Annotated in this window: 18 protein-coding genes, 1 tRNA gene and 2 rRNA genes; 17 read left to right on the forward strand and 4 right to left on the reverse strand. The window is 57.9% G+C overall.

The features are described from left to right. Window positions 1–78 precede the first annotated feature (78 nt). From DXH95_RS12655 to DXH95_RS12720, 14 genes are all read left to right on the forward strand, one after another. Window positions 79–2,869, forward strand: a 23S ribosomal RNA gene (locus DXH95_RS12655). Between the two features lie 116 nt (window positions 2,870–2,985). Continuing rightward, window positions 2,986–3,100 (forward strand): 5S ribosomal RNA (gene rrf, locus DXH95_RS12660). Window positions 3,101–3,230: 130 nt separating this feature from the next. Further along, window positions 3,231–3,307 (forward strand) — tRNA-Met (locus tag DXH95_RS12665). A gap of 148 nt (window positions 3,308–3,455) precedes the next feature. Further along, the gene (locus DXH95_RS12670) at window positions 3,456–6,689 is read left to right on the forward strand and encodes an amidohydrolase family protein (RefSeq protein ID WP_239016641.1); all 3,234 of its coding nucleotides are present in this window, start codon (window positions 3,456–3,458) and stop codon (window positions 6,687–6,689) included. Window positions 6,690–6,765: 76 nt separating this feature from the next. Continuing rightward, a complete protein-coding gene (locus tag DXH95_RS12675; RefSeq protein WP_115549884.1) occupies window positions 6,766–7,467 on the forward strand; it encodes a Crp/Fnr family transcriptional regulator in 702 nt (233 codons plus the stop codon). Window positions 7,468–7,589: 122 nt separating this feature from the next. Further along, window positions 7,590–9,248 carry a cytochrome-c oxidase, cbb3-type subunit I gene (ccoN, locus tag DXH95_RS12680; protein WP_115549885.1) on the forward strand — a complete coding sequence of 553 codons (1,659 nt, stop codon included), beginning with the start codon at window positions 7,590–7,592 and terminating at the stop codon, window positions 9,246–9,248. 12 nt (window positions 9,249–9,260) lie between these two features. Further along, the gene (gene ccoO, locus DXH95_RS12685) at window positions 9,261–10,010 is read left to right on the forward strand and encodes a cytochrome-c oxidase, cbb3-type subunit II (RefSeq protein ID WP_115549886.1); all 750 of its coding nucleotides are present in this window, start codon (window positions 9,261–9,263) and stop codon (window positions 10,008–10,010) included. Next, entirely contained in the window at window positions 10,007–10,165 is a 159-nt protein-coding gene (locus DXH95_RS12690) for a cbb3-type cytochrome c oxidase subunit 3 (RefSeq protein ID WP_115549887.1), read from the forward strand. Before ccoO ends, DXH95_RS12690 begins: the two co-directional genes overlap by 4 nt. Continuing rightward, window positions 10,158–11,102, forward strand: a complete 945-nt coding sequence (gene ccoP, locus DXH95_RS12695; RefSeq protein ID WP_115549888.1) for a cytochrome-c oxidase, cbb3-type subunit III — start codon at window positions 10,158–10,160, stop codon at window positions 11,100–11,102. The genes DXH95_RS12690 and ccoP overlap by 8 nt, the downstream gene beginning before the upstream one ends. Further along, window positions 11,089–12,546, forward strand: a complete 1,458-nt coding sequence (gene ccoG, locus DXH95_RS12700) for a cytochrome c oxidase accessory protein CcoG (protein ID WP_115549889.1) — start codon at window positions 11,089–11,091, stop codon at window positions 12,544–12,546. Before ccoP ends, ccoG begins: the two co-directional genes overlap by 14 nt. Next, a complete protein-coding gene (locus DXH95_RS12705; protein ID WP_239016642.1) occupies window positions 12,543–13,010 on the forward strand; it encodes a FixH family protein in 468 nt (155 codons plus the stop codon). Before ccoG ends, DXH95_RS12705 begins: the two co-directional genes overlap by 4 nt. After that, on the forward strand, window positions 13,007–15,136 hold the full coding sequence (locus tag DXH95_RS12710; protein WP_115549890.1) for a heavy metal translocating P-type ATPase: 2,130 nt from the start codon (window positions 13,007–13,009) through the stop codon (window positions 15,134–15,136). Before DXH95_RS12705 ends, DXH95_RS12710 begins: the two co-directional genes overlap by 4 nt. After that, window positions 15,133–15,288 (forward strand): cbb3-type cytochrome oxidase assembly protein CcoS, encoded by a 156-nt coding sequence (ccoS, locus tag DXH95_RS12715; protein ID WP_115549891.1) that lies wholly within the window; start codon window positions 15,133–15,135, stop codon window positions 15,286–15,288. Before DXH95_RS12710 ends, ccoS begins: the two co-directional genes overlap by 4 nt. Then, window positions 15,281–15,526, forward strand: a complete 246-nt coding sequence (locus DXH95_RS12720) for a hypothetical protein (RefSeq protein WP_115549892.1) — start codon at window positions 15,281–15,283, stop codon at window positions 15,524–15,526. Before ccoS ends, DXH95_RS12720 begins: the two co-directional genes overlap by 8 nt. A 105-nt stretch (window positions 15,527–15,631) precedes the next feature. Here the strand turns inward: DXH95_RS12720 and DXH95_RS12725 are convergent, their stop codons facing one another. The 3 genes from DXH95_RS12725 to DXH95_RS12735 are packed head-to-tail and all read right to left on the reverse strand — an operon-like array spanning window position 15,632 to window position 17,352. Beyond that, window positions 15,632–16,300 (reverse strand): OmpW/AlkL family protein, encoded by a 669-nt coding sequence (locus DXH95_RS12725; protein WP_115549893.1) that lies wholly within the window; start codon window positions 16,298–16,300, stop codon window positions 15,632–15,634. 25 nt (window positions 16,301–16,325) lie between these two features. After that, the gene (locus DXH95_RS12730; protein ID WP_115549894.1) at window positions 16,326–16,514 is read right to left on the reverse strand and encodes a YgaP family membrane protein; all 189 of its coding nucleotides are present in this window, start codon (window positions 16,512–16,514) and stop codon (window positions 16,326–16,328) included. A gap of 22 nt (window positions 16,515–16,536) precedes the next feature. Next, window positions 16,537–17,352, reverse strand: a complete 816-nt coding sequence (locus tag DXH95_RS12735) for a universal stress protein (RefSeq protein WP_115549895.1) — start codon at window positions 17,350–17,352, stop codon at window positions 16,537–16,539. Window positions 17,353–17,487: 135 nt separating this feature from the next. On the opposite strand from DXH95_RS12735, the gene hemN reads away from it, so the two are divergent. After that, a complete protein-coding gene (gene hemN / locus DXH95_RS12740) occupies window positions 17,488–18,807 on the forward strand; it encodes an oxygen-independent coproporphyrinogen III oxidase (RefSeq protein ID WP_115549896.1) in 1,320 nt (439 codons plus the stop codon). Window positions 18,808–18,810: 3 nt separating this feature from the next. On the opposite strand, the gene DXH95_RS12745 is transcribed toward hemN, so the two are convergent. Then, entirely contained in the window at window positions 18,811–19,557 is a 747-nt protein-coding gene (locus DXH95_RS12745) for a TlyA family RNA methyltransferase (protein ID WP_115549897.1), read from the reverse strand. Window positions 19,558–19,607: 50 nt separating this feature from the next. Here DXH95_RS12745 and DXH95_RS12750 point away from each other — a divergent pair, with 50 nt between their 5' ends. After that, on the forward strand, window positions 19,608–20,141 hold the full coding sequence (locus tag DXH95_RS12750) for a hypothetical protein (RefSeq protein ID WP_115549898.1): 534 nt from the start codon (window positions 19,608–19,610) through the stop codon (window positions 20,139–20,141). A 406-nt stretch (window positions 20,142–20,547) separates the two neighbouring features. After that, window positions 20,548–22,431 (forward strand): signal peptide peptidase SppA, encoded by a 1,884-nt coding sequence (gene sppA, locus DXH95_RS12755; RefSeq protein WP_115549899.1) that lies wholly within the window; start codon window positions 20,548–20,550, stop codon window positions 22,429–22,431. Window positions 22,432–22,436 lie beyond the last annotated feature (5 nt).

Here is a 22,436-nt window from a genome sequence, read left to right on the forward strand (position 1 = left end):
GATAATATTATCCGCATAACCAAAGGTGATTTGGTCGGGCTTGCCCGTCCAGTATTGTCGTTGGTGGTGTGGACTCTCAAGTGTGAGGTAAGAGCATTTGGTGGATGCCTTGGCATGTACAGGCGACGAAGGACGTGGCACGCTGCGATAAGCGTGGGGGAGCTGTGAGCAAGCTTTGATCCCGCGATTTCCGAATGGGGAAACCCATCCTCACTATTTAATTTCACTCCTGAGCAATCAGGGTTGGAGTTAAATAGGAAGGATATCACTTTCCTGAATAAAATAGGGTTAGTGAAGCGAACCCGGAGAACTGAAACATCTCAGTACCCGGAGGAAAAGACATCAACAGAGATTCCGTTAGTAGTGGCGAGCGAACGCGGACCAGGCCAGTGCCTTGTTGTGAATTAGCAGAACATTCTGGAAAGTTTGACCATAGCGGGTGACAGTCCCGTATGCGAAAATGATCAACAAGGACTTGAGTAGGGCGGGACACGTGAAATCCTGTCTGAACATGGGGGGACCACCCTCCAAGCCTAAATACTCGTACATGACCGATAGCGAACCAGTACCGTGAGGGAAAGGTGAAAAGCACCCCGATGAGGGGAGTGAAATAGTACCTGAAACCGAATGCTTACAAGCAGTTGGAGCCTCTTTATGGGGTGACAGCGTACCTCTTGCATAATGGGTCTGTGACTTAATGTATCATGCAAGCTTAAGCCGTTAGGTGTAGGCGCAGCGAAAGCGAGTCTGAATAGGGCGACTGAGTATGATGCATTAGACCCGAAACCCGGCGATCTAGGCATGACCAGGTTGAAGGTGCAGTAACATGCACTGAAGGACCGAACCGTTTAATGTTGAAAAATTATCGGATGAGTTGTGTTTAGGGGTGAAAGGCCAATCAAGCCGGGAAATAGCTGGTTCTCCGCGAAAACTATTGAGGTAGTGCCTCGGATGTTTTCCGATGGGGGTAGAGCACTGGATGGATGCGGGGGTCGCGAGATCTACCAATTCTAACCAAACTCCGAATACCATCGAGTTAGTCCGGGAGACAGACGGCGGGTGCTAAGGTCCGTCGTCAAAAGGGAAACAGCCCTAACCTACAGCTAAGGTCCCCAAGTCATCACTAAGTGGTAAAGCATGTGGGATTTCCAAAACAACCAGGAGGTTGGCTTAGAAGCAGCCATCCTTTAAAGAAAGCGTAACAGCTCACTGGTCTAAATAAGAGATCCTGCGGCGAAAATGTAACGGGGCTAAAGTGATGCACCGAAGCTTAGGGTGTGATCTTCGGATCACGCGGTAGCGGAGCGTTCCGTAGGCCGTTGAAGCGATCTGGTAATGGGTCGTGGAGGTATCGGAAGTGCGAATGCAGACATGAGTAGCGATAAAGAGGGTGAGATGCCCTCTCGCCGAAAGACCAAGGGTTCCTGCTTAAAGCTAATCTGAGCAGGGTAAGCCGGCCCCTAAGACGAGCCCGAAGGGGGTAGTCGATGGGAACCACGTTAATATTCGTGGGCCTGGTGGTGTGTGACGGATCTCGTGAGTTGTCAGTCCTTATTGGATTGGACTGGCTTCGAAGAGGTTCCAGGAAATAGCCCCACCGTATAGACCGTACCCGAAACCGACACAGGTGGTCAGGTAGAGTATACCAAGGCGCTTGAGAGAAGTATCCTGAAGGAACTCGGCAAATTGCCTCCGTACCTTCGGAAGAAGGAGGCCCTCACATTGGGCAACCAGTGTGGGGGGGCACAGGCCAGGGGGTAGCGACTGTTTAGCAAAAACACAGGGCTCTGCTAAGTCGGCTTCAAGACGACGTATAGGGTCTGACGCCTGCCCGGTGCCGGAAGGTTAAGAGGAGGAGTGCAAGCTCCGAATTGAAGCCCCGGTAAACGGCGGCCGTAACTATAACGGTCCTAAGGTAGCGAAATTCCTTGTCGGGTAAGTTCCGACCTGCACGAATGGCGTAACGACTTCCCCACTGTCTCCAGGATATGCTCAGCGAAATTGAATTCTCCGTGAAGATGCGGAGTACCCGCGGTTAGACGGAAAGACCCCGTGCACCTTTACTGCAGCTTCAGAGTGGCATTAGGAATAAACTGTGTAGAATAGGTGGGAGGCTTTGAAGCATTGGCGCCAGCTGATGTGGAGCCACAATGTGAAATACCACCCTGTTTGTTTCTGATGTCTAACCTCGTACCGTTATCCGGTACAGGGACCCTCTGTGGCGGGTAGTTTGACTGGGGCGGTCGCCTCCTAAAGAGTAACGGAGGCGCGCGATGGTAGGCTCAGGCCGGTTGGAAACCGGCTGTTAGAGTGCAATGGCATAAGCCTGCCTGACTGCGAGACTGACGAGTCGAGCAGAGACGAAAGTCGGTCATAGTGATCCGGTGGTCCCTCGTGGAAGGGCCATCGCTCAACGGATAAAAGGTACGCCGGGGATAACAGGCTGATGATTCCCAAGAGCTCATATCGACGGAATCGTTTGGCACCTCGATGTCGGCTCATCACATCCTGGGGCTGGAGCAGGTCCCAAGGGTTTGGCTGTTCGCCAATTAAAGTGGTACGTGAGCTGGGTTCAGAACGTCGCGAGACAGTTTGGTCCCTATCTGCCGTGGGCGTCGAAATTTGAGAGGAGTTGTCCCTAGTACGAGAGGACCGGGATGAACATACCTCTGGTGTACCTGTCGTGGCGCCAGCCGCGCAGCAGGGTAGCTATGTATGGACGGGATAACCGCTGAAAGCATCTAAGCGGGAAGCCTCCCTCAAGATTAGATTTCATCGAGTCGTAGTAGACCACTACGTTGATAGGTTGGGTGTGGAAGCGCAGTAATGCGTGAAGCTAACCAATCCTAATTACTCTTTTCGCACTTTTGAGTCCCACCATCAACGACAGTTCTGGAAACAGACTGCCAATGGTTGGATAATATATTCAGACCAGCACGGGCTTCGATTTAAAACCCTTTTGTAGACAAAGCGCCTGCTTCATTGCTTGGTGACCATAGCGTCAGTGACCCACCCGATCCCATCTCGAACTCGGCCGTGAAACCTGATTGCGCCGATGGTACTACCGCTTAAGCGTTGGAAGAGTAGGGCGTCGCCAGGCATTGCAGCCGGCGCTTTGTAAAGCACGAGGGAAAACCCATTCACAGTTTCAAAAAGGCGGCACCGGACGTGAGTTCGGCGGTCGCCTTTTTTCTTTTTGAATCAGCAAATTGCTGGTTCGACTTTGGTGGCGCGGGATGGAGCAGCCCGGTAGCTCGTCAGGCTCATAACCTGAAGGTCGTAGGTTCAAATCCTACTCCCGCAACCAGATTTAACAGCCCGGCCTTTGGTCGGGCTTTTTTTGTTGCTGTTCGCCGAAATCATAGCAGCACATATCGAAACCCCTCCTCTCCGCTTGCAGTGTTGCCCTAGCCGTGACAGCTTGCAAACCAGTGTTTTAAATGCGGGGAATGAAAATGCAGCATATTCACAAAGCAGCCTTGTGGGCGGGGGCAGCTATGCTGTTTTCATCCAGCCATGTGGCTTACGCAGATTCGGCATCCGCAGACGACAAGTCCGTAAAATGGGATGTTGCTGCCCCGCCGGGGCTGACGACACGAGAGGTTGCCATCGACGTCGGTGAAGGCTCCTGGATGAATATCGACGCCAGTCCCGATGGGAGGATGCTCGCTTTCGATCTGCTCGGCGACATTTACACTATTCCAGTATCCGGCGGCACTCCCACGCGTATTGCCGATGGCTTGCCTTATGAAACCCAACCGCGTTTTTCGCCCGATGGTAAACGGATTGCCTTTACTTCGGATCGTGGGGGTGGCGACAATATCTGGATAATGAACGCAGATGGTTCTGACAAACGGCAGTTGACCAAAGAGGAATTCCGGTTGCTCAACCAGCCCAGCTGGAGCCCGGATGGCAGGTTCATTGTCGCGAAAAAGCATTTCACAACAGGTCGTTCGCTCGGAACAGGTGAAGTGTGGCTATATCATGTTTCGGGCGGGGGTGGTGTGCCTTTGGTGAAAAAGCCCAATGAGCAGCATCAGAAAGAATTGGGTGAACCCATCTTCGCCCCTGACGGTCGCTATATCTATTTTACCCGAAATGTAACGCCGGGCCCGATTTTCCAATATGCGCAGGATTCCAACGGTCGCGTGTTCGATATCGAACGCTATGATCTGGAAACTGGGGAAACCGAGACAGCAGTGTCGGGTGCCGGCGGATCGGTGCGTCCGACACCATCCCCCGACGGAACCAAAATCGCCTTTGTTCGGCGTGAGCGCACCAAATCCAAGCTTTACATTAAAGACCTATCGAGCGGTGATGAGCGCAAGGTTTATGATGCGCTCGATCAGGATGTGCAGGAGACCTGGGCCGTCACCGGCGTCTATCCCAATATGGATTGGGCACCGGATTCAAAAAGCCTGTATTTCTGGGCGGGTGGTAAAATCCGCAAACTCGACTGGTCGAGTGGAAATGTGAGTGAGATTCCGTTCCGCATCACCGACAGCCGTGCGGTCATTGATCCGCCCCGGCCGCCCGTTGAAGTGGCTCCTGCAGAATTTGAGACCCGCATGCCGCGCGGTGTGGTTGCTTCGCCTGATGGCCGCAATGTTGTTTTCGAAACCTTGGGCAAGCTCTGGGTAAAGCCCGCCGCAGGAGGCTCAGCGAGAAGACTGACTTCGGCGGTTGACGAGATGGAGGCTTATCCCAGCTGGTCGCGGGATGGTAAGACCGTTATATATGTTGCCTGGACTGACAAAGGGCTGGGTGAAATCCGGTCGGTTGCAGCGTCCGGCGGCACGTCGCGTAAACTGACCCAGCAATCCGGCCACTATGCCCGACCACGTTTTTCACCTGATGGTAAAACCATTGTGTACGAAAAGGCACAGGGCGGCGGGCTTGTTTCCAACCGCCAGTCGGACGAAGCAGGGATCTACCGGATCGCAGCGACCGGAGGTGTTGCGACACGTGTAACAAAAGGAGGATCATCACCGCACTTCGGCAATCTGAACGATAGAATCTACTATACCGAAGCCGGACAGAACAAACGGCAGCTGGTAAGCGTCGATTTCAATGGTGAAGCCAAGCGTATACATGCATCGGGCGAACTGGCCACAGTTTTCGAGGTGTCGCCCGATGGCCAGAATGTGGCATTCCGGCAGAATTATGAAGCCTTTGCCATGCCACTAATGCCCGGAACGCAAGAGGTCGGGGCAAGCTCATCCGGAGGACCGCTACCCGTTGTAAAAGTCAGCAGTGGTGGTGCGGACTATATTCATTGGAGTGGTGGCGGCGATCGCCTGTACTGGGCGATAGGGCCGACCTTGTTCCAGGCCCAAACTGCGGCATTTTTCCCGTCGGGCCCGCTTGCCAAGGACGCCAAACCTGCGAAATTCGAGCCGCCCAAGACTGGGCTTTCTCTGTCGATGCCTGTTAAGGCCGCCCGCCCATCGGGCCTGGTCGCGTTCACAGGTGCGCGGATTGTGAGTATGACCGACAAGAATGGCGGCATCATCGACAACGGCGTCCTCCTGGTCGAGAATGACCGGATCAAGGCGGTAGGCCGTGCGGGCGAAGTCTCCATCCCGGCGACTGCTAAAACCGTCGAAGTCACTGGCAAGACAATCATCCCGGGTTTGGTCGATGCCCATGCGCACGGCCCGCATGGCGTTGACGAATTCACCCCGCAGCAAAATTGGGTCAACATGCTTGAGCTGGCCATGGGGATCACAACGCGGCACGACCCTTCAAGTAGTGCGGCCACCGCCTTCCCCGCGCTCGAAATGCAACGCGCGGGTCTGATTATCGGTCCGCGAAGTTTTTCGACCGGCGAAATCGTTTACGGTGCCAAGGCTACGGACGTCTATGCGCAGATCGATAGTTTTGACGACGCGCTGGCGCATGTCCGGCGCTTGAAGTCGCAAGGCGCGCATAGCGTTAAAAACTATAATCAGCCCCGGCGGGAGCAACGGCAACAGGTTGTGGCCGCCGCGCTTAAGGAAAATATCCGCTCGGTCGCCGAAGGTGGATCGCTCTTTGGCATGGATATGACGCTGATTGCCGATGGCAACACTACAGTCGAGCACAACATCCCGCTTGGCGTGTTTTATGACGACGTGCTGCAATTTTATTCAAAGTCAAAGGTCGGTTACACGCCCACTCTGGTTGTGACTTATGGCGGTCCGGCGGCCGACCCCTATTGGCGTGCGCATTCCGATGTGTTCCGTCACCCATTACTGCAAAAGCACCAGCCGCCCGAGGTGCTGGCTGCCAATAATGCACGCCGCGAAATAGCACCGGAAGAGGATTATGTCGACGATGACAGCGCTCGCGAAGCCCATAAATTGGCCAAGCTTGGCGTTCCAGTGGCTATCGGTGCGCATGGTCAAGAGGCCGGAATTGCCGCCCATTGGGAGCTTTGGTCCTTCGTCCGGGGCGGCATGACGCCGGTTGAGGCACTGGCTGCCGGAACGATCGAAGCTGCGCGTTCGCTGGGCTATGACAGGGATGTCGGCTCGATCGAGGCAGGAAAGCTCGCTGACCTGGTCGTTCTGGATGCTGATCCAAGCGCCGACATCCGCAATTCGGACAAGGTATCCAAAGTGATGATCGGGGGACGTTTGTTCGATGCGGCGACGTTGAATGAGGAAGTTACCGGCACGCGGAAGCGGTTACCCTATTATTGGGAGTAGAGGTCTAATCACTTCGCCGAAGGGGAAAAGCTTTTTTACGATTGCACCCGCTGCCACATAGGGATAGCGCAAAGCTATGTCCGATTGCGATACCTGCCTGGTCCGGAACCGCGCGATTTGTTCGGCGTTGATGCCTGATGAATTGGCCGTGCTTAGCAAATTGGGGCGCAAGCAAAATGTAACGCGCGGCCAGACGCTGGTCTGGGAAGGCGATGAATCGCTTGTCGTTGCCAATGTCATTCAGGGCGTTTTAAAGCTGTCGGTATCGACGCAGGATGGCCGCGAACAGATTGTAGGCGTTGTTTTTCCATCAGATTTTATCGGCCGACCTTTTGGCAAGGAAAGCCCGTACGGGGTTACGGCGTTGACCGATGCCGAGGTGTGCATCTTCACGCGCACCGCATTTGATGGCTTCGCGAAGGAGCATCCCGACCTGCAGCACAAGCTGCTCCAACGCACGCTTGATGAGCTCGACCGTGCGCGGCAATGGATGATGTTGCTCGGTCGCAAGACCGCGAGCGAGCGGATCGCCACATTGCTGATCGAAATATCCGACCGCCTTGGCGCTGTTGGGTGCAGTGCCATTGCCCCCTTCCTCGACAAGTTCGAATTACCGATGGATCGCCAACAGATGGGTGATCTGCTTGGCCTCACCATCGAAACGGTCAGCCGTCAGCTTACCAAGCTGAAAGAGGCTGAAATCATTGAATTGCCCGACCGGCGCAGCGTCGTCATCAAGGACCGCCGCAGGCTAGAGAACATCGCAACAGCTGCCTGACGGCAGTTGCAAAATGTGCAAGTCTGATTGCTTGACTTAGGTCAATGCGGACTCGCGCGGTCGTTGCGATGCGCTTTGATGCCAATTCCCCTGTCCAAGGGGAAAAGTAACGGGGAAATATCATGGAAAGATTGATGATGCGGGGCGGGGCTTGGTTGGCCATAGCTTTGGCCTTGCTCCTTGCGGCGGCAGCCAGTGCGGATTGGGCCTTTTCGGTTCATATGAGCATTGCCTGCCTTGCTGCTTTGATTGCCGCCTTTGCCAGCGCAAAGGGATTTGATTTCATCACCCAACGCTATCCGGCGTTGTCGTCACAGGCCGCATCGACCTATGATGACGATCTGATCCGGCTCGGGGTGATTGCGACAATTTTCTGGGGCTTGGCCGGATTTCTGGCTGGCCTGTATATCGCGCTGCAACTCGCTTTCCCGGCTCTCAATCTCAATCTGGAATTCACGACTTTCGGACGCTTGCGGCCGCTGCATACGTCGGCGGTTATCTTCGCGTTCGGAGGAAATGCGCTGATTGCGACCAGTTTCTACGTGGTTCAGCGCACGTGCCGGGCGAGACTTGCCTTCCCCGGTCTCGCCCGGTTTGTCTTCTGGGGCTACCAGCTGTTCATCGTATTGGCGGCGACAGGCTATCTGCTCGGCGTTACCGAGGCCCGCGAATATGCGGAACCTGAATGGTATGTCGACCTCTGGCTGACAGTGGTCTGGGTGTCCTATCTGGCGGTGTTCGTAGGGACGATTCTGCGCCGCAAGGAGCCGCATATCTATGTGGCCAACTGGTTCTACCTGGCCTTCATCATCACCATCGCAATGCTGCATCTGGTCAACAACCTGTCGATGCCAGCCAGTCTGCTCGGCACGAAAAGCTACAGCGCCTTTGCCGGCGTACAGGATGCGCTGACCCAATGGTGGTATGGGCATAACGCGGTGGGCTTCTTCCTGACCGCAGGCTTCTTGGCGATGATGTATTATTTCGTGCCGAAGCAGGCCGAACGGCCGGTCTACAGCTATCGCCTGTCGATCATCCACTTCTGGTCGCTGATCTTCCTCTATATCTGGGCTGGTCCGCACCATTTGCACTATACGGCGTTGCCCGATTGGGCGCAGACGCTGGGCATGGTCTTCTCGATCATGTTGTGGATGCCGAGCTGGGGCGGGATGATCAACGGTCTGATGACGCTCAACGGCGCCTGGGACAAGATCCGTACCGATCCGATTACCCGCATGTTCGTGATGAGCCTTGCCTTTTACGGCATGTCGACCTTTGAAGGTCCGATGCTGTCGATCAAGGCAGTGAACAGCCTGTCGCACTATACCGACTGGACCATCGGCCACGTCCACTCTGGCGCTCTTGGCTGGAATGGCATGGTGACCTTCGGTTGCCTCTACTTCCTTGCACCGCGGCTGTGGAACCGCCAGCGCCTCTATTCGCTGCGTATGGTCAACTGGCACTTCTGGCTGGCGAGCGCAGGGATCGTTTTCTACGCCTCGGCCATGTGGGTCTCGGGCATCATGCAGGGCCTGATGTGGCGCGAATATGGAGCGGACGGTTATCTCGTCTACTCCTTCGTCGAAACGGTCGATGCGATGTTCCCGATGTATTTGATCCGCGCCTTTGGCGGCTTGCTCTACCTTGCAGGTGCCTTGGTGATGACGGTCAACATCTGGAAGACGATCGCCGGTTCGCCGCTCCGTGAGGAGCTGCCGATGACCGAAACACCCCACAATCCTGAAGCGGACCGCCCGGCGGTTGCCGTACCGGCCGAATAAGGAGCAACGACAATGGCTTTCAGAATTATTGAACATGGCAAGCTGGAGCGCAACGTTGCCTTGCTTGGCCTCTTCGCCCTTGTGACCGTAGCGATCGGCGGGCTGGTGCAGATTACACCGCTCTTCTGGATCGACTCGACCATAGAGAAAGTGGACGGGATGCGCCCTTACACTCCGCTGGAGCAGGCCGGTCGCAACATCTACATGCGCGAAGGCTGCTATGTCTGCCACAGCCAGATGGTCCGTCCGTTCCGCGATGAGGTGGAGCGTTATGGCCCCTACAGCCTGGCAGCGGAAAGCATGTACGACCACCCGTTCCAATGGGGATCGAAGCGTACCGGGCCTGATCTGGCGCGGGTCGGCGGGCGTTATTCAGATGAATGGCACCGCGCGCACTTGAAAGACCCGCGCGCGGTTGTGCCTGAATCGATCATGCCACCTTATGCCTTCCTTGCCGAACGCGATCTCAATGCCGGTGATATGACCAAGCATCTGACCGCGTTGAGCCGGGTCGGCGTCCCTTACAGCAAGGAAGCGATTGCCGAGGCGAATGCTGACTTGGTCGCACAGGCCGATCCCAATGCCGACAGCGAAGGTCTGAAGAAGCGCTACGCAAAGGTCCAGATCCGCGACTATGACGGGGATCCGTCACGCGTCACCGAAATGGATGCCTTGGTTGCATATCTGCAGATGCTGGGCACGCTGGTTGACCACAAGAAAGCGGCTGCACAGCAGGTGCCGAATGCGGAGGCAGCGAAATGAATTATGAATCCGCACGCGCATTTGCCGACAGCTGGGGGCTGGTATTTACTGTCCTCCTCTTTCTGGGGCTCGTCGGCTGGACATTTCGCAAGGGGGCAAGCCGCGACCATGACGCTGCGGCGAACATGATTTTCAGGGACGACGACAATGGCTAAAAAACCTGGTGACGACACCCAACGTATCGACCAGCCCACGGGCACGGCCTTTGTCGGCCATGAATGGGACGGTATCGAGGAACTGAATACACCGCTGCCGCGCTGGTGGTTGTGGACCTTTTACCTGACGATCATCTGGGCGCTGGCCTATGTCATTATGTACCCGGCATGGCCGCTGGTTGATAGCGCGACAAAGGGGATGCTGGGCTGGACGAGCCGGGGGCAGTTGGCTGCGGAAATGCAGGCAGCCGATGTGAAGCGTGCGCCGTTGGTGAATGCGCTGGCCGCCATTCCGGTCGAGCAACTGGTTGCCGACCAGAAACTGTATCAGGGTGCAGTTGCCGGTGGTGCTGCCGCGTTCAAGGTGCATTGCGTACAGTGCCACGGCTCGGGTGCGATTGGTTCCAAGGGCTATCCGAACCTGAACGACGATGATTGGCTGTGGGGCGGCGATATTGCCGCAATCCATTATACATTGACGCATGGTATCCGGAATCCGGATCATCCCGAAACGCGGGTTTCGGCCATGCCTGCCTTTGACGGCGTACTGACACCTTCGGAAATCGCGTCGGTTGTCGGTCATGTCCAGTCGCTGTCTGGCAAGGCCAAGCCCAATGCCAAGGGTGCCGAACTGTTCGCCACCAATTGCGCGTCGTGCCACGGTGCCGATGGCAAGGGATTGCGCGAATTTGGTGCGCCAAATCTGGCTGATGGTATCTGGCTCTACGGGGGTGATAAGGCGACGCTGACCGAGACGGTCAAGTATAGCCGTCAGGGCGTGATGCCGCGCTGGAATGACAAGCTCGACGCGGCTACGATCAAGATGCTCGCGGCCTATGTCTATTCGCTGGGCGGCGGTGAAGCCACTCCGGCTGCTGCGGCACCTGCCGCTGCACCCGCAACGATGGAGGCTAAGGCGGCCAATGGCCAACCTTGATGACCTGATTGGGGCAGACAACCCGCTCTACGAAAAGCGCAAGGGCGTCTACCCCAAGTCGGTCGATGGCTTCTTCCGGCGTTTCAAATGGGCGATCATGGCCGTCACTTTGGCCATCTATTATGTCACGCCGTGGATAAGATGGGATCGGGGGCCGCACGCCCCCGATCAGGCCGTATTGGTCGATCTCGCCAATCGCCGTTTCTACATGTTCAACATCGAAATCTGGCCGCATGAATTTTATTATGTAGCTGGATTGCTGGTGATGGCAGGCATCGGCCTGTTTTTGGTGACCAGCGCTGTTGGCCGTGCCTGGTGCGGCTATGCCTGCCCGCAGACTGTGTGGACCGATCTTTTCCAGCATGTCGACCGCTTCGTCGATGGTGACCGCAACGCGCAGATCCGCCTCGAAAAGGCACCGTGGGGGCCGGAGAAAATCTTCAAGCGCTTGGCCAAATGGTCCATCTATCTGTTCATCGCCTTTTGGACCGGCGGCGCGTGGATCATGTATTTTGCCGACGCACCAACGCTGACGGTCGATTTCTGGACCGGTCAGGCGGCACCGGTGGCCTATGCAACAGTGGGCGTGCTGACCGCCACGACCTTCATCTTCGGCGGCTTCATGCGCGAACAGGTGTGCGTCTATATGTGCCCTTGGCCGCGCATTCAGACCGCGATGATGGACGAAAAGTCGCTGATCGTTACCTATCGCGAATGGCGCGGTGAACCGCGCGGCTCTGTGAAAAAGGCAGAGACCCAGCCCGGTGCCTTTGGCGACTGCATCGATTGCAATCAATGTGTTGCCGTCTGCCCGACGGGCATAGACATTCGCGAAGGGCCGCAGATCGGCTGCATTACCTGTGCGCTTTGCATCGACGCTTGCGACAGTGTGATGGAGCAGATTGGCCGCCCCCGCGGTCTGATCGATTATCTGACGCTCGATGATGTCGCGACCGAAAAGGCGGGCGGCACGGCGCATCCGACGCTGAAGACATTGTTCCGCCCGCGCACTCTGGTCTATTTTGGCATCTGGTGCCTGATCGGACTCGCGATGCTGTTCACGCTGGGGCAGCGTACCCGGCTCGACCTTACCGTCCAGCATGACCGTAACCCGCTTTATGTGCAGCTGTCGGACGGCTCAATCCGCAACAATTACACCGTCAAAGTGCGCAACATGGAAACCCGCCAGCGCGAGGTTGAACTGGTGGTCAAGGGGCTGCCGGGCGCCGTCGCATGGACCAGCACCGGAACGCGCGAAACTGCAACCGATAGGGTGAAGGTCTCGGTCGCGCCCGATACGGTGCAGAAAGTTCGCTTGTTTGTCGTCGCCCCGACCGAAGGCTCGGCACGTACCGATTTCGAAATCCAGGCCGTTGCGCTGACGGGTAATGAACGCGGCGACAGCGATAGCGTGCGCTTTGAAAGGCCGGAGACAGGACAATGACAGATATGACGCGCAAGCCTTTTACCGGCTATCATATGGCAGCCATCCTGATCGGCTTTTTCGGAATCGTGATCGCGGTCAACATCTACATGGCGAAGGTCGCCATCGGTACCTTTGGGGGCACCGTGGTCGACAACAGCTATGTGGCCAGCCAGAACTACAATGAATGGCTGGCCGAGGCCGACCGCCAGAGCAAATTGGGCTGGTCGATTGCCGCATCGCGTGTCGCAGGCGGCAAGGTTGCTTTAAAGGTCGCTGACAATGGCGCAGCCGGGCAGGGCTTTGTCATATCGGCGCGCGCCATTCATCCGCTGGGCCGCGCGCCCGAACAGGCGCTACGCTTTGAACCGCAGGGTGAGGGCAATTGGCTTTCCGCCGAGGCGCTGCCTACTGGCCGCTGGACGCTCCACTTCGAAATGCGCCGTGACGCTGACCATTATCGTACAATCACCGACGTGAAATGAACGCACCTGCACCCCAGGCATCGATAAGTGCACTGCCGGAAACGCTGTTTGCGGTGCCGGGGATGCGCTGTGCGGGGTGCATTTCAAAGATCGAAACCGGGTTGACGCAAGTGCCGGGGATTGCTGCTGCCCGCGTCAATTTCACGGCAAAGCGGGTGGCAATCAGCCATCTGCCCGAAACCACGATCCCCGAAATCCAGCGTGCGATTGCAGCGCTGGGCTTTGAATCGCAGCCGCTAGGGGATGAGCTCGCGGGCTTCTCCGATGAAAGCAGCCGTGAGCTGCTAAAGGCGATGGCCGTTGCCGGCTTTGCGATGATGAACATCATGCTGCTTTCGGTCTCGGTCTGGTCAGGGGCTACGGGAGGCACGAAAGACCTGTTCCACTGGCTGTCGGCGCTGATAGCCCTGCCCACCGTCGCCTATTCGGGGCGGCCATTCTTCCGCTCTGCCTGGAACGCGCTCAAGAACCGGCGCACCAATATGGATGTGCCGATAGCAATCGGTGTCACCCTGACGACGGCGCTGTCGCTGCACGAAACCTTTGTCAGCGGCCCTCATGCCTATTTCGACGGCGTCGTGATGCTGCTCTTCTTCCTGCTCACCGGACGCTGGCTCGACAGCGTGATGCGCGATCGCGCGCGGGATGGCGTCTCGGCGCTGCTCAAGCACAAGGCCGCAGGTGCCTTGGTGCTGGCGGAGGATGGCACATCGGGCTGGGTCAACGCCGATGCGCTTAAGACCGGAATGGTTATGCTGGTTGCCGCAGGAGAGCGGTTGGCGGCAGACGGGATCGTCATAAAAGGACGGTCGCAATTCGACCTGTCGTTGCTTACCGGGGAATCGGTTCCGGTCTTGGTGGCGGTAGGTGACATTGTTCACGCCGGAACGCTCAACGTCGATGCACCCGTGGAAGTCCGGATAACGGCCACAGGTGCAGCCACCGCGCTCGCCGACATTGCGCGGCTGATGGAGGATGCCGGGCAATCCAAGTCGCGCTACGTCCGCATAGCAGACCGTGCCGCGCGCTATTATGCACCCGCCGTGCATACGCTCGCCTTGCTCAGCTTCGCTGGCTGGATGCTGGCGGGGGCCGGATGGCACCAGTCGTTGCTGATCGCAGTTGCGGTACTGATTATCACCTGCCCCTGTGCTTTGGGGCTGGCCGTTCCTGCCGCGCAAATCGTCACCGCCGGCGCACTGATGAAAAAGGGCATACTGGTCAAAGACGGCTCAGCGCTCGAGCGGTTGGCGGAAGTGGATCGGGCGCTGTTCGACAAGACAGGAACCTTGACTTTGGGCCGCCCAGAATTGGTGAACCGCGAGGCGCTTCCCGCATCGGCCAAACCTGTCGCGCTGGGCTTGGCGCGCAACAGCCGCCATCCGCTCTCGCAAGCCTTGCGTCGTGCGCTGGAAGCAGAAGGCGTGGCTGCGGCTGACATCACAGATATCCAGGAAATTGCCGGTCAAGGGGTCGAGGCGCTTTACGGATCGGAGAGGGTCCGTCTTGAGCGCCCCGATGCGAGGAGCGCCGGTGCGTCGCTGGCCGTGCAATTCCGGCAGGGCGATGCACCGGCGATTGTCCTGACTTTTGAAGACGGCGTGCGCCCTGACGTGCAATCGGCGCTGCGCCAATTGCAGGCGCTGGGCATCGAAAGCAGCATCGTTTCCGGTGACCGCGCCGAGGCTGTCCAGCCCGTTGCGCGGGAATTGGGCCTGACCGCGCAGACCGGCATGCACCCGCAGGACAAGCTGGACACGATTTCGCGACTTTCCTCCGCCGGTCACAAGGTGTTGATGATCGGCGATGGCCTGAATGATGGCCCTGCCTTGGCAGCCGGGCACGCATCCCTTGCCCCGGCTTCGGCCAGCGATGCGGGGCAGAATGCGGCGGATGCCGTGTTCATGGGCGACAGCCTTTTGCCCGTCACCATCGCGATCCGTGCGGCCCGTGCCACCCAACGGATTGTTCGCCAGAATTTTGTGCTGGCTATTGGCTATAATGTGATCGCAGTGCCCTTGGCGATTATGGGGCTGGTCACGCCACTTATCGCCGCACTGGCCATGTCCGGTTCGTCGATCATCGTTGTCGCCAATGCATTGCGGTTGAAGGGGGCAGCCAAATGACCGGCATCCTCGTTCTGATACCGATAGCATTGGGCCTTGGTCTGCTGGGATTGGGGGCCTTTTTCTGGTCGCTGCGCAGCGGGCAGTTTGAAGATCTTGACGGCGCTGCCTTGCGCATCCTGATCGACGACGAAGGACCAGTCGATGATTGAGCGTCGCGTAAATCCGTGGGTTGCGCTGCTCGCGTCGCTGGCGCTTTCCATGCCGATCCCGGCTGAGGCGCAGGCGCGTTCAATCATGGTGTCCAACTGCATGGGCGGGATGGATCGTATCGATATCCCTGCCGATCCAACGCAGCCCAGCGACCATGGTTGCTGCAACAAGGGCTGCCACGCGGCCAATGACCGGCGCAAAAAGAACCAAACCGACAGCCAAGACGATTGCTGCTGAGTTCGCCGTCTCCCACCACTCATCAGCCTGCAGCCGCACCAGCCCAACAAAAAAGAGGCGGGCTCTTGCGAACCCGCCCCATAGGGAGGAGGAGGTTATGCGGGGTTAGAGCTTGAAGCCCACGCCCACGCCAAAGACGAGCGGGTCAATGTCCACGCCTACGCGCTGCACGCCTGCGGCGGTCGTGTTGAGGCGGGCATTGGTGTCCATCTTGATATATTTGACGTCGAAGTTGAGGAACATCTTCTCGTTCAGATCGATGTCGATCCCGGCCTGCGCCGCCCAGCCAAAGCTGCTGCTCAGATTGACGTTGGTCTGGCCGACAGCGGCTTCAAGGCCGTTCGATGCCTTTTCCTTGTAGAACAGGGTCCAGTTGACGCCTGCGCCGACATAGGGGCGCACCTTGGCTTCGGGTGCGAAATGATATTGCAGCGTCAGGGTTGGCGGCAGCACCCAGGTGGAAGCGAGCTTGCCGATGCCGCCGGTGGTTCCAGTTGTGCCCGATACGCTGTGCTTGGTCGTGGCAGCGATCAGTTCGATGCCGACATTGTTGCTCAGCATATGGGTGATATCGACTTCCGGTGCGACAGCATTGTCGACCGACACGGTTTCAGTCGGGAATGCCGGGGTGATACCGGTCGAATCTTCATTCGGGGCAACGACAATTCCGCGGACGCGGATGAAGGTGTCGCCTGCTTCGGCCATGGCGGGGGTTGCCGCCATTCCAGCCATCAGGAGAGCGAGTGAGGAAATCGTTTTTATCTTGGTGCTCATTATGTAACTCCCTGTGAGCGTTGGGTTATGGTTTTTTGCAGGTGTTCAGTCCGACCAGACTATAGGCCGGACACCAGCGGAAGAGCCCGGTGAAGAGCGGGACGAGCCCCACCCATCCCCAGACAGTTTTCGGCCCGACAAAGACGAGCGAAATCAAAATTATCCCTGCGACGATACGCAGGATACGGTCAGCATTTCCGACATTGGTGGTCATGACTTCATCCTTTCCAGATGGTTCAGCGCGACAACATCAGCGGAATGCGCGACTGCATCGTCAGATAGCGGGTGACGCCGCCGAGCAGCGTTTCACGCAGCCGTGAATGGCCATAGGCGCCGATCAGGATACAACCTGCGCCATGATCAAGCGCGAATTGGTGCAGCACATCATCGGTATCGCGCACGCCAGGTTTCAACTGGTGCAACTCGGTCGCGATGCCGTGGCGCGACAAATATTCCGAAGCGCCAAGCTGAGGAAAGTCCTCGCCGCCATTGCCGATCGAAACCAAGTGCACCGCAGAGGCCGCTTGCAGTGTCGGCAAAGCATGGCGGATTGCGCGTGCGGCCTGTTCCGATGCATTCCAGCCAACGACCACAGGTGCGGTGGGATCAACCCTGTCACAGCCCGTAGGGACAACCAGAACCGGGCATCCGGCATGAACGACGACTGCGTCGACGATGGGCAGTGGATGGGCAATGTCGCCCTTGGACGGACCAGCCTGTCCAAGCACGACCAGATCGGCAAGCGATGATGCGGAAACCAGTGTTTGCGCAACATCGCCGTCAAAGGCCTGCCAGTCCCAGCGGACATCTTCATTGGACAGGCGCTCCTCGATGCGCTTCTGCAGCGCGTCCTGCGTTTTACGCAATTCTTCGATCAACACGCCGCTGGTGAACATGCCGCCTGCTGGATCGAACGTCGCATATGCACCATAAGGCGTCACATGCATGCACGTGAGATGGGCATCATGCGCGCGGCAAATGTCGAGTGCAGCCGACACACGGCCATCAAGGCCGCTGTCGTCGTGGATGTGAACGATTACTGATTTCAGCATTGCAACTTCCCCTGCAATTCCGAGTGGAGCCCAAATGGTACGAGTCGTTGCAGGGTTTGTCCTTGACCGATGACAAGGAAGTTATTGACTGAGATCAAAGCCTGAATGGGCGCCTCTGCTTAGGAGTAGGCGATTATGTGGCCTTACTTCCCGGACCTGTTGGCGCGGCCTGTCCCGCGATATACGAGCTACCCGCCGGCCACCCAATTCACGGATAAGGTCAATGCTGACGCTCAAGCAGAGGCGTTGAACAGCGTTGTTTCGGGAACGCCAATCTCGCTTTATGCGCATATTCCCTATTGTCAGTCGATCTGCTGGTACTGCGGCTGCAACACAGGCGCGGCAGGCCGCACGCAGCGGCTGCATGCCTATCTAGAGGCGCTGGAGGCCGAAATGTCACTGGTTGCCAAATTGCTTGGCGGGCGCGGCAAACTGCAACGCATCGCCTTTGGCGGTGGGAGCCCCAATGCAATCGAACCGGTCGCCTTTGTTCGGCTGGTCGACCGTCTGGTCACGATGTTCGGTGGCAACAGCCCCGACATTTCGATCGAAATCGATCCGCGAGCCTTCACCCTCGAATGGGCAATGACGCTGGCAATCGCACAGGTAAATCGTGTCAGCTTCGGGGTGCAAAGCTTTGACGCCGAAATCCAGGCAGCGATTGGCCGTATCCAGCCGGTAGAGATGATCGAAACCTGCATGGCGTCGCTGCGCGCGCGGGGGATCCGTTCGATTAATTTCGACCTCATGTATGGCTTGCCGTATCAGACCAATGAAAGCCTGCTTGGTACGCTGGACCATGTCGCGCGGATGCGGCCGTCACGCATTGCCCTGTTCGGCTATGCGCATTTGCCGCATATCTTTCCGCGCCAAAAGCGCATCGACGCAGCGGCCTTACCCGGCATTGAGGCGCGGTTCGAACAGGCGGCGATTGGTTTTGAACGACTGGTGTCTGAAGGCTATGTGCCCATAGGATTTGATCATTTCGCGCTGCCCGATGACTCGCTTGCGATAGCTGCCGCCGAAGGCAAGGTGCGGCGAAATTTCCAAGGCTTTACCGACGATCAGTCCGATGTGCTGATCGGATTTGGTGCCAGCGCGATCAGCCAGTTTCCGGATCGCATCATCCAGAATGAAAAGAATCCCGGCGTCTACCGGCAGATTGTCGGTGAACACCGGCTAGCCGGAAGCCGCGGTTTGTTGCGCGATGCCAACGATCGGGTTCGTGCAGCGCGTATCGAACATTTATTGTGCTCGGGCCATGCTGATGCCTCATGCCTGTTGGCAGAGCCCGCCTCGATGGCGTCGCTACATCAGTTGGAAGAACGCAGGCTAGTGGTTCGCGATGGCAGCTTTATCAAACTGACCGAAGCAGGGCGTCCCTATGCCCGCATCGTGGCAGCATTGTTTGATAGTTCGCTACCCGAAGTTGGTGCAGGTTCGCTCGCGGCCTGAACGTCACCCTGCCGTTTTGATCGACCAGATCAGGAATTCGACATTACCCTTGGGGCCGGTGATCGGGCTTTCGGTCAACCCCTTGACCGCCCAGCCGCTATCCTCAAGCCAGGCTGATACCTCTTCGCACACGCGGCTGTGAATGGCTGCATCGCGCACGACGCCCCCTTTCCCAACTTCTCCCCGCCCCGCTTCAAATTGTGGTTTAATCAGCGCAACCATTTGCGCGCCGGGCTTGGCGAATGACATCGGCCTTTCCAGAACCTTGGCAAGGCTGATGAAGCTTGCATCGCAAACGATCAGATCGACCCGCTCCGGAATATGGTCGGCGGTCAAAATCCGCGCGCTGGTCTGTTCGTGAACCACCACGCGCGAGTCCTGCCGCAATTTCCAGGCGAGCTGGTTGGTGCCGCTGTCTACGGCATAGACCTTAGTGGCCCCCTTGCTCAGCAACACATCGGTGAAGCCGCCGGTCGAAGAACCGACGTCGATTGCGACAGTGCCGGTCACGTCGATACCGAACTGGTTGAGCGCATGCGCCAGCTTTATCCCCCCGCGCGAAACCCAGGGATGTTCCTGTCCTTTGACACTGACCTCTGCGTCTTCGGCCACCTGCAGCCCCGGCTTGCCTGCCTTTTTGTCGCCCAGCATCACATGCCCTGCCATGACAAGTGCCTGTGCGCGGGTCCGGCTTTCGGCGAGGCCGCGCTCGACGAGCAGTTGGTCTATCCGGATTTTCGGTTTTGCCATGATGATTTGGGGCCTAGCCCAAAGCCGCACGATTGGCCATAAGGCTGTCTATGCGTTGGAACCATTTGATCCTGTTGCCTTTGCTTGCGCTTGCAGCCTGTGTGCCATCGAAGCCCGAGCCGGTCCCGCAGCCTAAGCCACAGCCAGCACCCCCGGCGGTTGTCGAGGCCCCCAAACCCGTGCGCCCGACCGGGGAGTGGATTGATTGGCCGCTGGCCCCCGGAACTTGGGTATACCGCACTGACGCGCGCGGTTCGCTCGCACTGTTTGGCCCAGCCGGAGCCAATGCAACGGTGACCTTGCGATGCGACAGATCACGCAGCCGCATCTATTTGTCGGTCAATGGCAGCGGACATAGTGGCACGTTCCTGATCCGCACAAGTTCGACAATGAAAGCCTTTGAGCCGGTTCAAGCTTCGAATGAGCCACCCTATGTGGCTGCCGAAATCATGCCACGCGATGCAATTCTGGATGCGATTGCCTATAGCCGCGGCCGGTTTGCGGTTGAAGTTGGCGGATTGCGTCCGCTCGCCATACCGAACTGGAACGAAATCAGCCGCGTGGTCGAAGATTGCCGTAGTTAAACCGCGCATAAAAAAAGGACCTGTGTGGTCCCGCGCAAGAGGCAAGATATTTGCCAGAAAAAAATCGAAATACAAGACTTGTTTCCTTGATTCGCTTGATTCAAATTCGAGTCGCGGAGGGCAAGCAGATGCATGACGCGAACAGTTTTCAACAATCGAAAGGAGGTGATCCGATGTCTCATGGTTCAGTTACGAGGTCGGACATTTCCGTTCGGGGGATCGGCTGCTGATTTCAGCATGAATACCACTCCCGGCAGCGGCACGTCCGGCTGCTGACCCATGTAAGGAAAGGGTCGCTCCCTCCCGGAGCGGCCCTTTTCGCTTATCCGAATAGCAAGTTCGTCGAATCCGTCTGGTAAGCTGGCGGCGGCGCCCTACATTGGCACTAGAAAGTCGAGGATCGAGCATGACATTTATGAGGGGCGTCTGGCGGTTTCTGGTTGGCATCAAGGACGGGCTGGTGCTGCTGTTCCTGCTGGTTTTTTTCGGCATGCTCTATGCGCTGTTGAGCGCCGGGCCCAATCCGGGTGCTGTGCGCGACGGGGCTTTGTTGATTGAGCTAGACGGATTTGTTTCCGAACAACCCGCTGCCATCGATCCGGTTGCCGCCTTAATGTCGCAGCGTGCGCCGATGCGCGAATATCGGCAGCGCGACATTTCCCGTGCGCTCGAACTGGCGGTAAAGGATGATCGCATCAAGGCGGTGGTGCTCGATCTCGATCGCTTCATGGGCGGCGGGCAGACGAGCCTCGCGGCAGTAGGCGAACGGATTGACGCCGTCCGCAAGGCAGGCAAGCCGGTCTACGCCTTTGCCACCGCTTATAGCGACGATGGCTATCAACTGGCGGCGCATGCCAGTGAAATCTGGGTCGATCCGCTGGGCGGCGTGCTGCCGACCGGGCCGGGCGGCTCGCGGACTTATTATAAGGGCCTGTTCGACCAGCTCGGTATCAAGGCGCATATCTACCGCGTGGGTACCTTCAAAAGCGCGGTCGAGCCGTATATGCGCACCGACCAGTCGCCCGAGGCCGAAGTCGCGATGAAGGCGCTGTATGACGAGGTGTGGGAGCAATGGCGCAACGATGTCGCCAAAGCGCGCCCCAAGGCTAAACTCGATGCTCTACTTGCTGATGCACCAACAGCTGTCGAGGCAGCAAAGGGCGATTTGGCGCAGTTGTCGCTGACAAACGGGTTGGTCGACAAGCTGGGCGATCGCATCGCGTTCGGCAAATATGTCGCGGCCAAGGTAGGTGAAGGGCGCGAGGAGAAAATTGGCACTTTTGCCGAAACCCGCCCGGCAGCCTTGCTGGCCGCGCACAGTCCATCGCGCGATGGTTCGCCCGTTGGGGTCATCACCGTCGCCGGTGAAATCATCGACGGTGAAGGTGGCCCGGGCGTGGCGGCGGGGGATAGTGTATCCGAATTGATCTACGACGCGCTCAAAAATGTTGAGATCAAGGCGCTGGTCGTACGGGTCGATTCCCCTGGCGGATCGGTGACCGCGTCGGAGAAAATCCGGCTGGCATTGGCTGAAGCCAAGAAGCGCAAAATCCCTGTCGTCGTCTCGATGGCCAATCTGGCCGCGAGCGGCGGTTACTGGATTTCGATGCCCGCCGATACGATCTTTACCGAGCCATCGACCATCACTGGCTCCATCGGTATTTTTGGCGTGCTGCCTTCGGGTAAGGAAGCGCTCGCCAAATGGGGCGTGACCACCGATGGCGTGCGCACCACCCCGCTATCGGGCGAACCCGATGTGCTCGGCGGCATCAGTCCTGAATTCGACCGGCTGGCGCAATCGACGGTCGAAAAAGGCTATCGCGATTTCCTGACCCGCGTAGCGGCGTCGCGCAAAAAGACGGTCGAGCAAGTCGATGCCATTGGCCAGGGCCGCGTTTGGGCGGGCGGTACTGCACTACAATTGGGACTGGTTGACCGGCTGGGCGACCTGGACGATGCTTTGGCAGAAGCGGCGCGGCTGGCCAAATTGGAGAAAGGCGACTGGCACCCGCTTTACATCGAACCCATGCCCGATTTTGCCAGCACCTTGCTCGGCGGGCTGATGCCCGAGCCGGCACAGGCGCACGTGCCGACCGATCTTTTCGGCCGTGCGGCGTTCGAGCAGCAATTGCTGTTTGACCGGATTGCCGCTGACATGCGCTTGCTATCTGGCATTCAGGGCGCGCAGGTGCGTTGTCTGGAATGCGGGGCGGTTGCGGGGGTGCCTGCACGGCCTGAGGTCGGTCATGACGACGGCTGGTTCGCAATGCTTATCCGGAGCATAAGCTAAGCGTC

Source organism: Sphingorhabdus pulchriflava, from assembly GCF_003367235.1.
Taxonomy (GTDB): domain Bacteria; phylum Pseudomonadota; class Alphaproteobacteria; order Sphingomonadales; family Sphingomonadaceae; genus Sphingorhabdus_B; species Sphingorhabdus_B pulchriflava.

Bases quoted from the DNA above. Each gene is read 5' to 3' on its own strand.
- DXH95_RS12670 (WP_239016641.1), top strand. From the start codon at position 3,456: ATGCAGCATATTCACAAAGCAGCCTTGTGGGCGGGGGCAGCTATGCTG.
- DXH95_RS12675 (WP_115549884.1), top strand. From the start codon at position 6,766: ATGTCCGATTGCGATACCTGCCTGGTCCGGAACCGCGCGATTTGTTCG.
- ccoN (WP_115549885.1), top strand. From the start codon at position 7,590: ATGGAAAGATTGATGATGCGGGGCGGGGCTTGGTTGGCCATAGCTTTG.
- ccoO (WP_115549886.1), top strand. From the start codon at position 9,261: ATGGCTTTCAGAATTATTGAACATGGCAAGCTGGAGCGCAACGTTGCC.
- DXH95_RS12690 (WP_115549887.1), top strand. From the start codon at position 10,007: ATGAATTATGAATCCGCACGCGCATTTGCCGACAGCTGGGGGCTGGTA.
- ccoP (WP_115549888.1), top strand. From the start codon at position 10,158: ATGGCTAAAAAACCTGGTGACGACACCCAACGTATCGACCAGCCCACG.
- ccoG (WP_115549889.1), top strand. From the start codon at position 11,089: ATGGCCAACCTTGATGACCTGATTGGGGCAGACAACCCGCTCTACGAA.
- DXH95_RS12705 (WP_239016642.1), top strand. From the start codon at position 12,543: ATGACAGATATGACGCGCAAGCCTTTTACCGGCTATCATATGGCAGCC.
- DXH95_RS12710 (WP_115549890.1), top strand. From the start codon at position 13,007: ATGAACGCACCTGCACCCCAGGCATCGATAAGTGCACTGCCGGAAACG.
- ccoS (WP_115549891.1), top strand. From the start codon at position 15,133: ATGACCGGCATCCTCGTTCTGATACCGATAGCATTGGGCCTTGGTCTG.
- DXH95_RS12720 (WP_115549892.1), top strand. From the start codon at position 15,281: ATGATTGAGCGTCGCGTAAATCCGTGGGTTGCGCTGCTCGCGTCGCTG.
- DXH95_RS12725 (WP_115549893.1), bottom strand. From the start codon at position 16,300: ATGAGCACCAAGATAAAAACGATTTCCTCACTCGCTCTCCTGATGGCT.
- DXH95_RS12730 (WP_115549894.1), bottom strand. From the start codon at position 16,514: ATGACCACCAATGTCGGAAATGCTGACCGTATCCTGCGTATCGTCGCA.
- DXH95_RS12735 (WP_115549895.1), bottom strand. From the start codon at position 17,352: ATGCTGAAATCAGTAATCGTTCACATCCACGACGACAGCGGCCTTGAT.
- hemN (WP_115549896.1), top strand. From the start codon at position 17,488: ATGTGGCCTTACTTCCCGGACCTGTTGGCGCGGCCTGTCCCGCGATAT.
- DXH95_RS12745 (WP_115549897.1), bottom strand. From the start codon at position 19,557: ATGGCAAAACCGAAAATCCGGATAGACCAACTGCTCGTCGAGCGCGGC.
- DXH95_RS12750 (WP_115549898.1), top strand. From the start codon at position 19,608: ATGCGTTGGAACCATTTGATCCTGTTGCCTTTGCTTGCGCTTGCAGCC.
- sppA (WP_115549899.1), top strand. From the start codon at position 20,548: ATGACATTTATGAGGGGCGTCTGGCGGTTTCTGGTTGGCATCAAGGAC.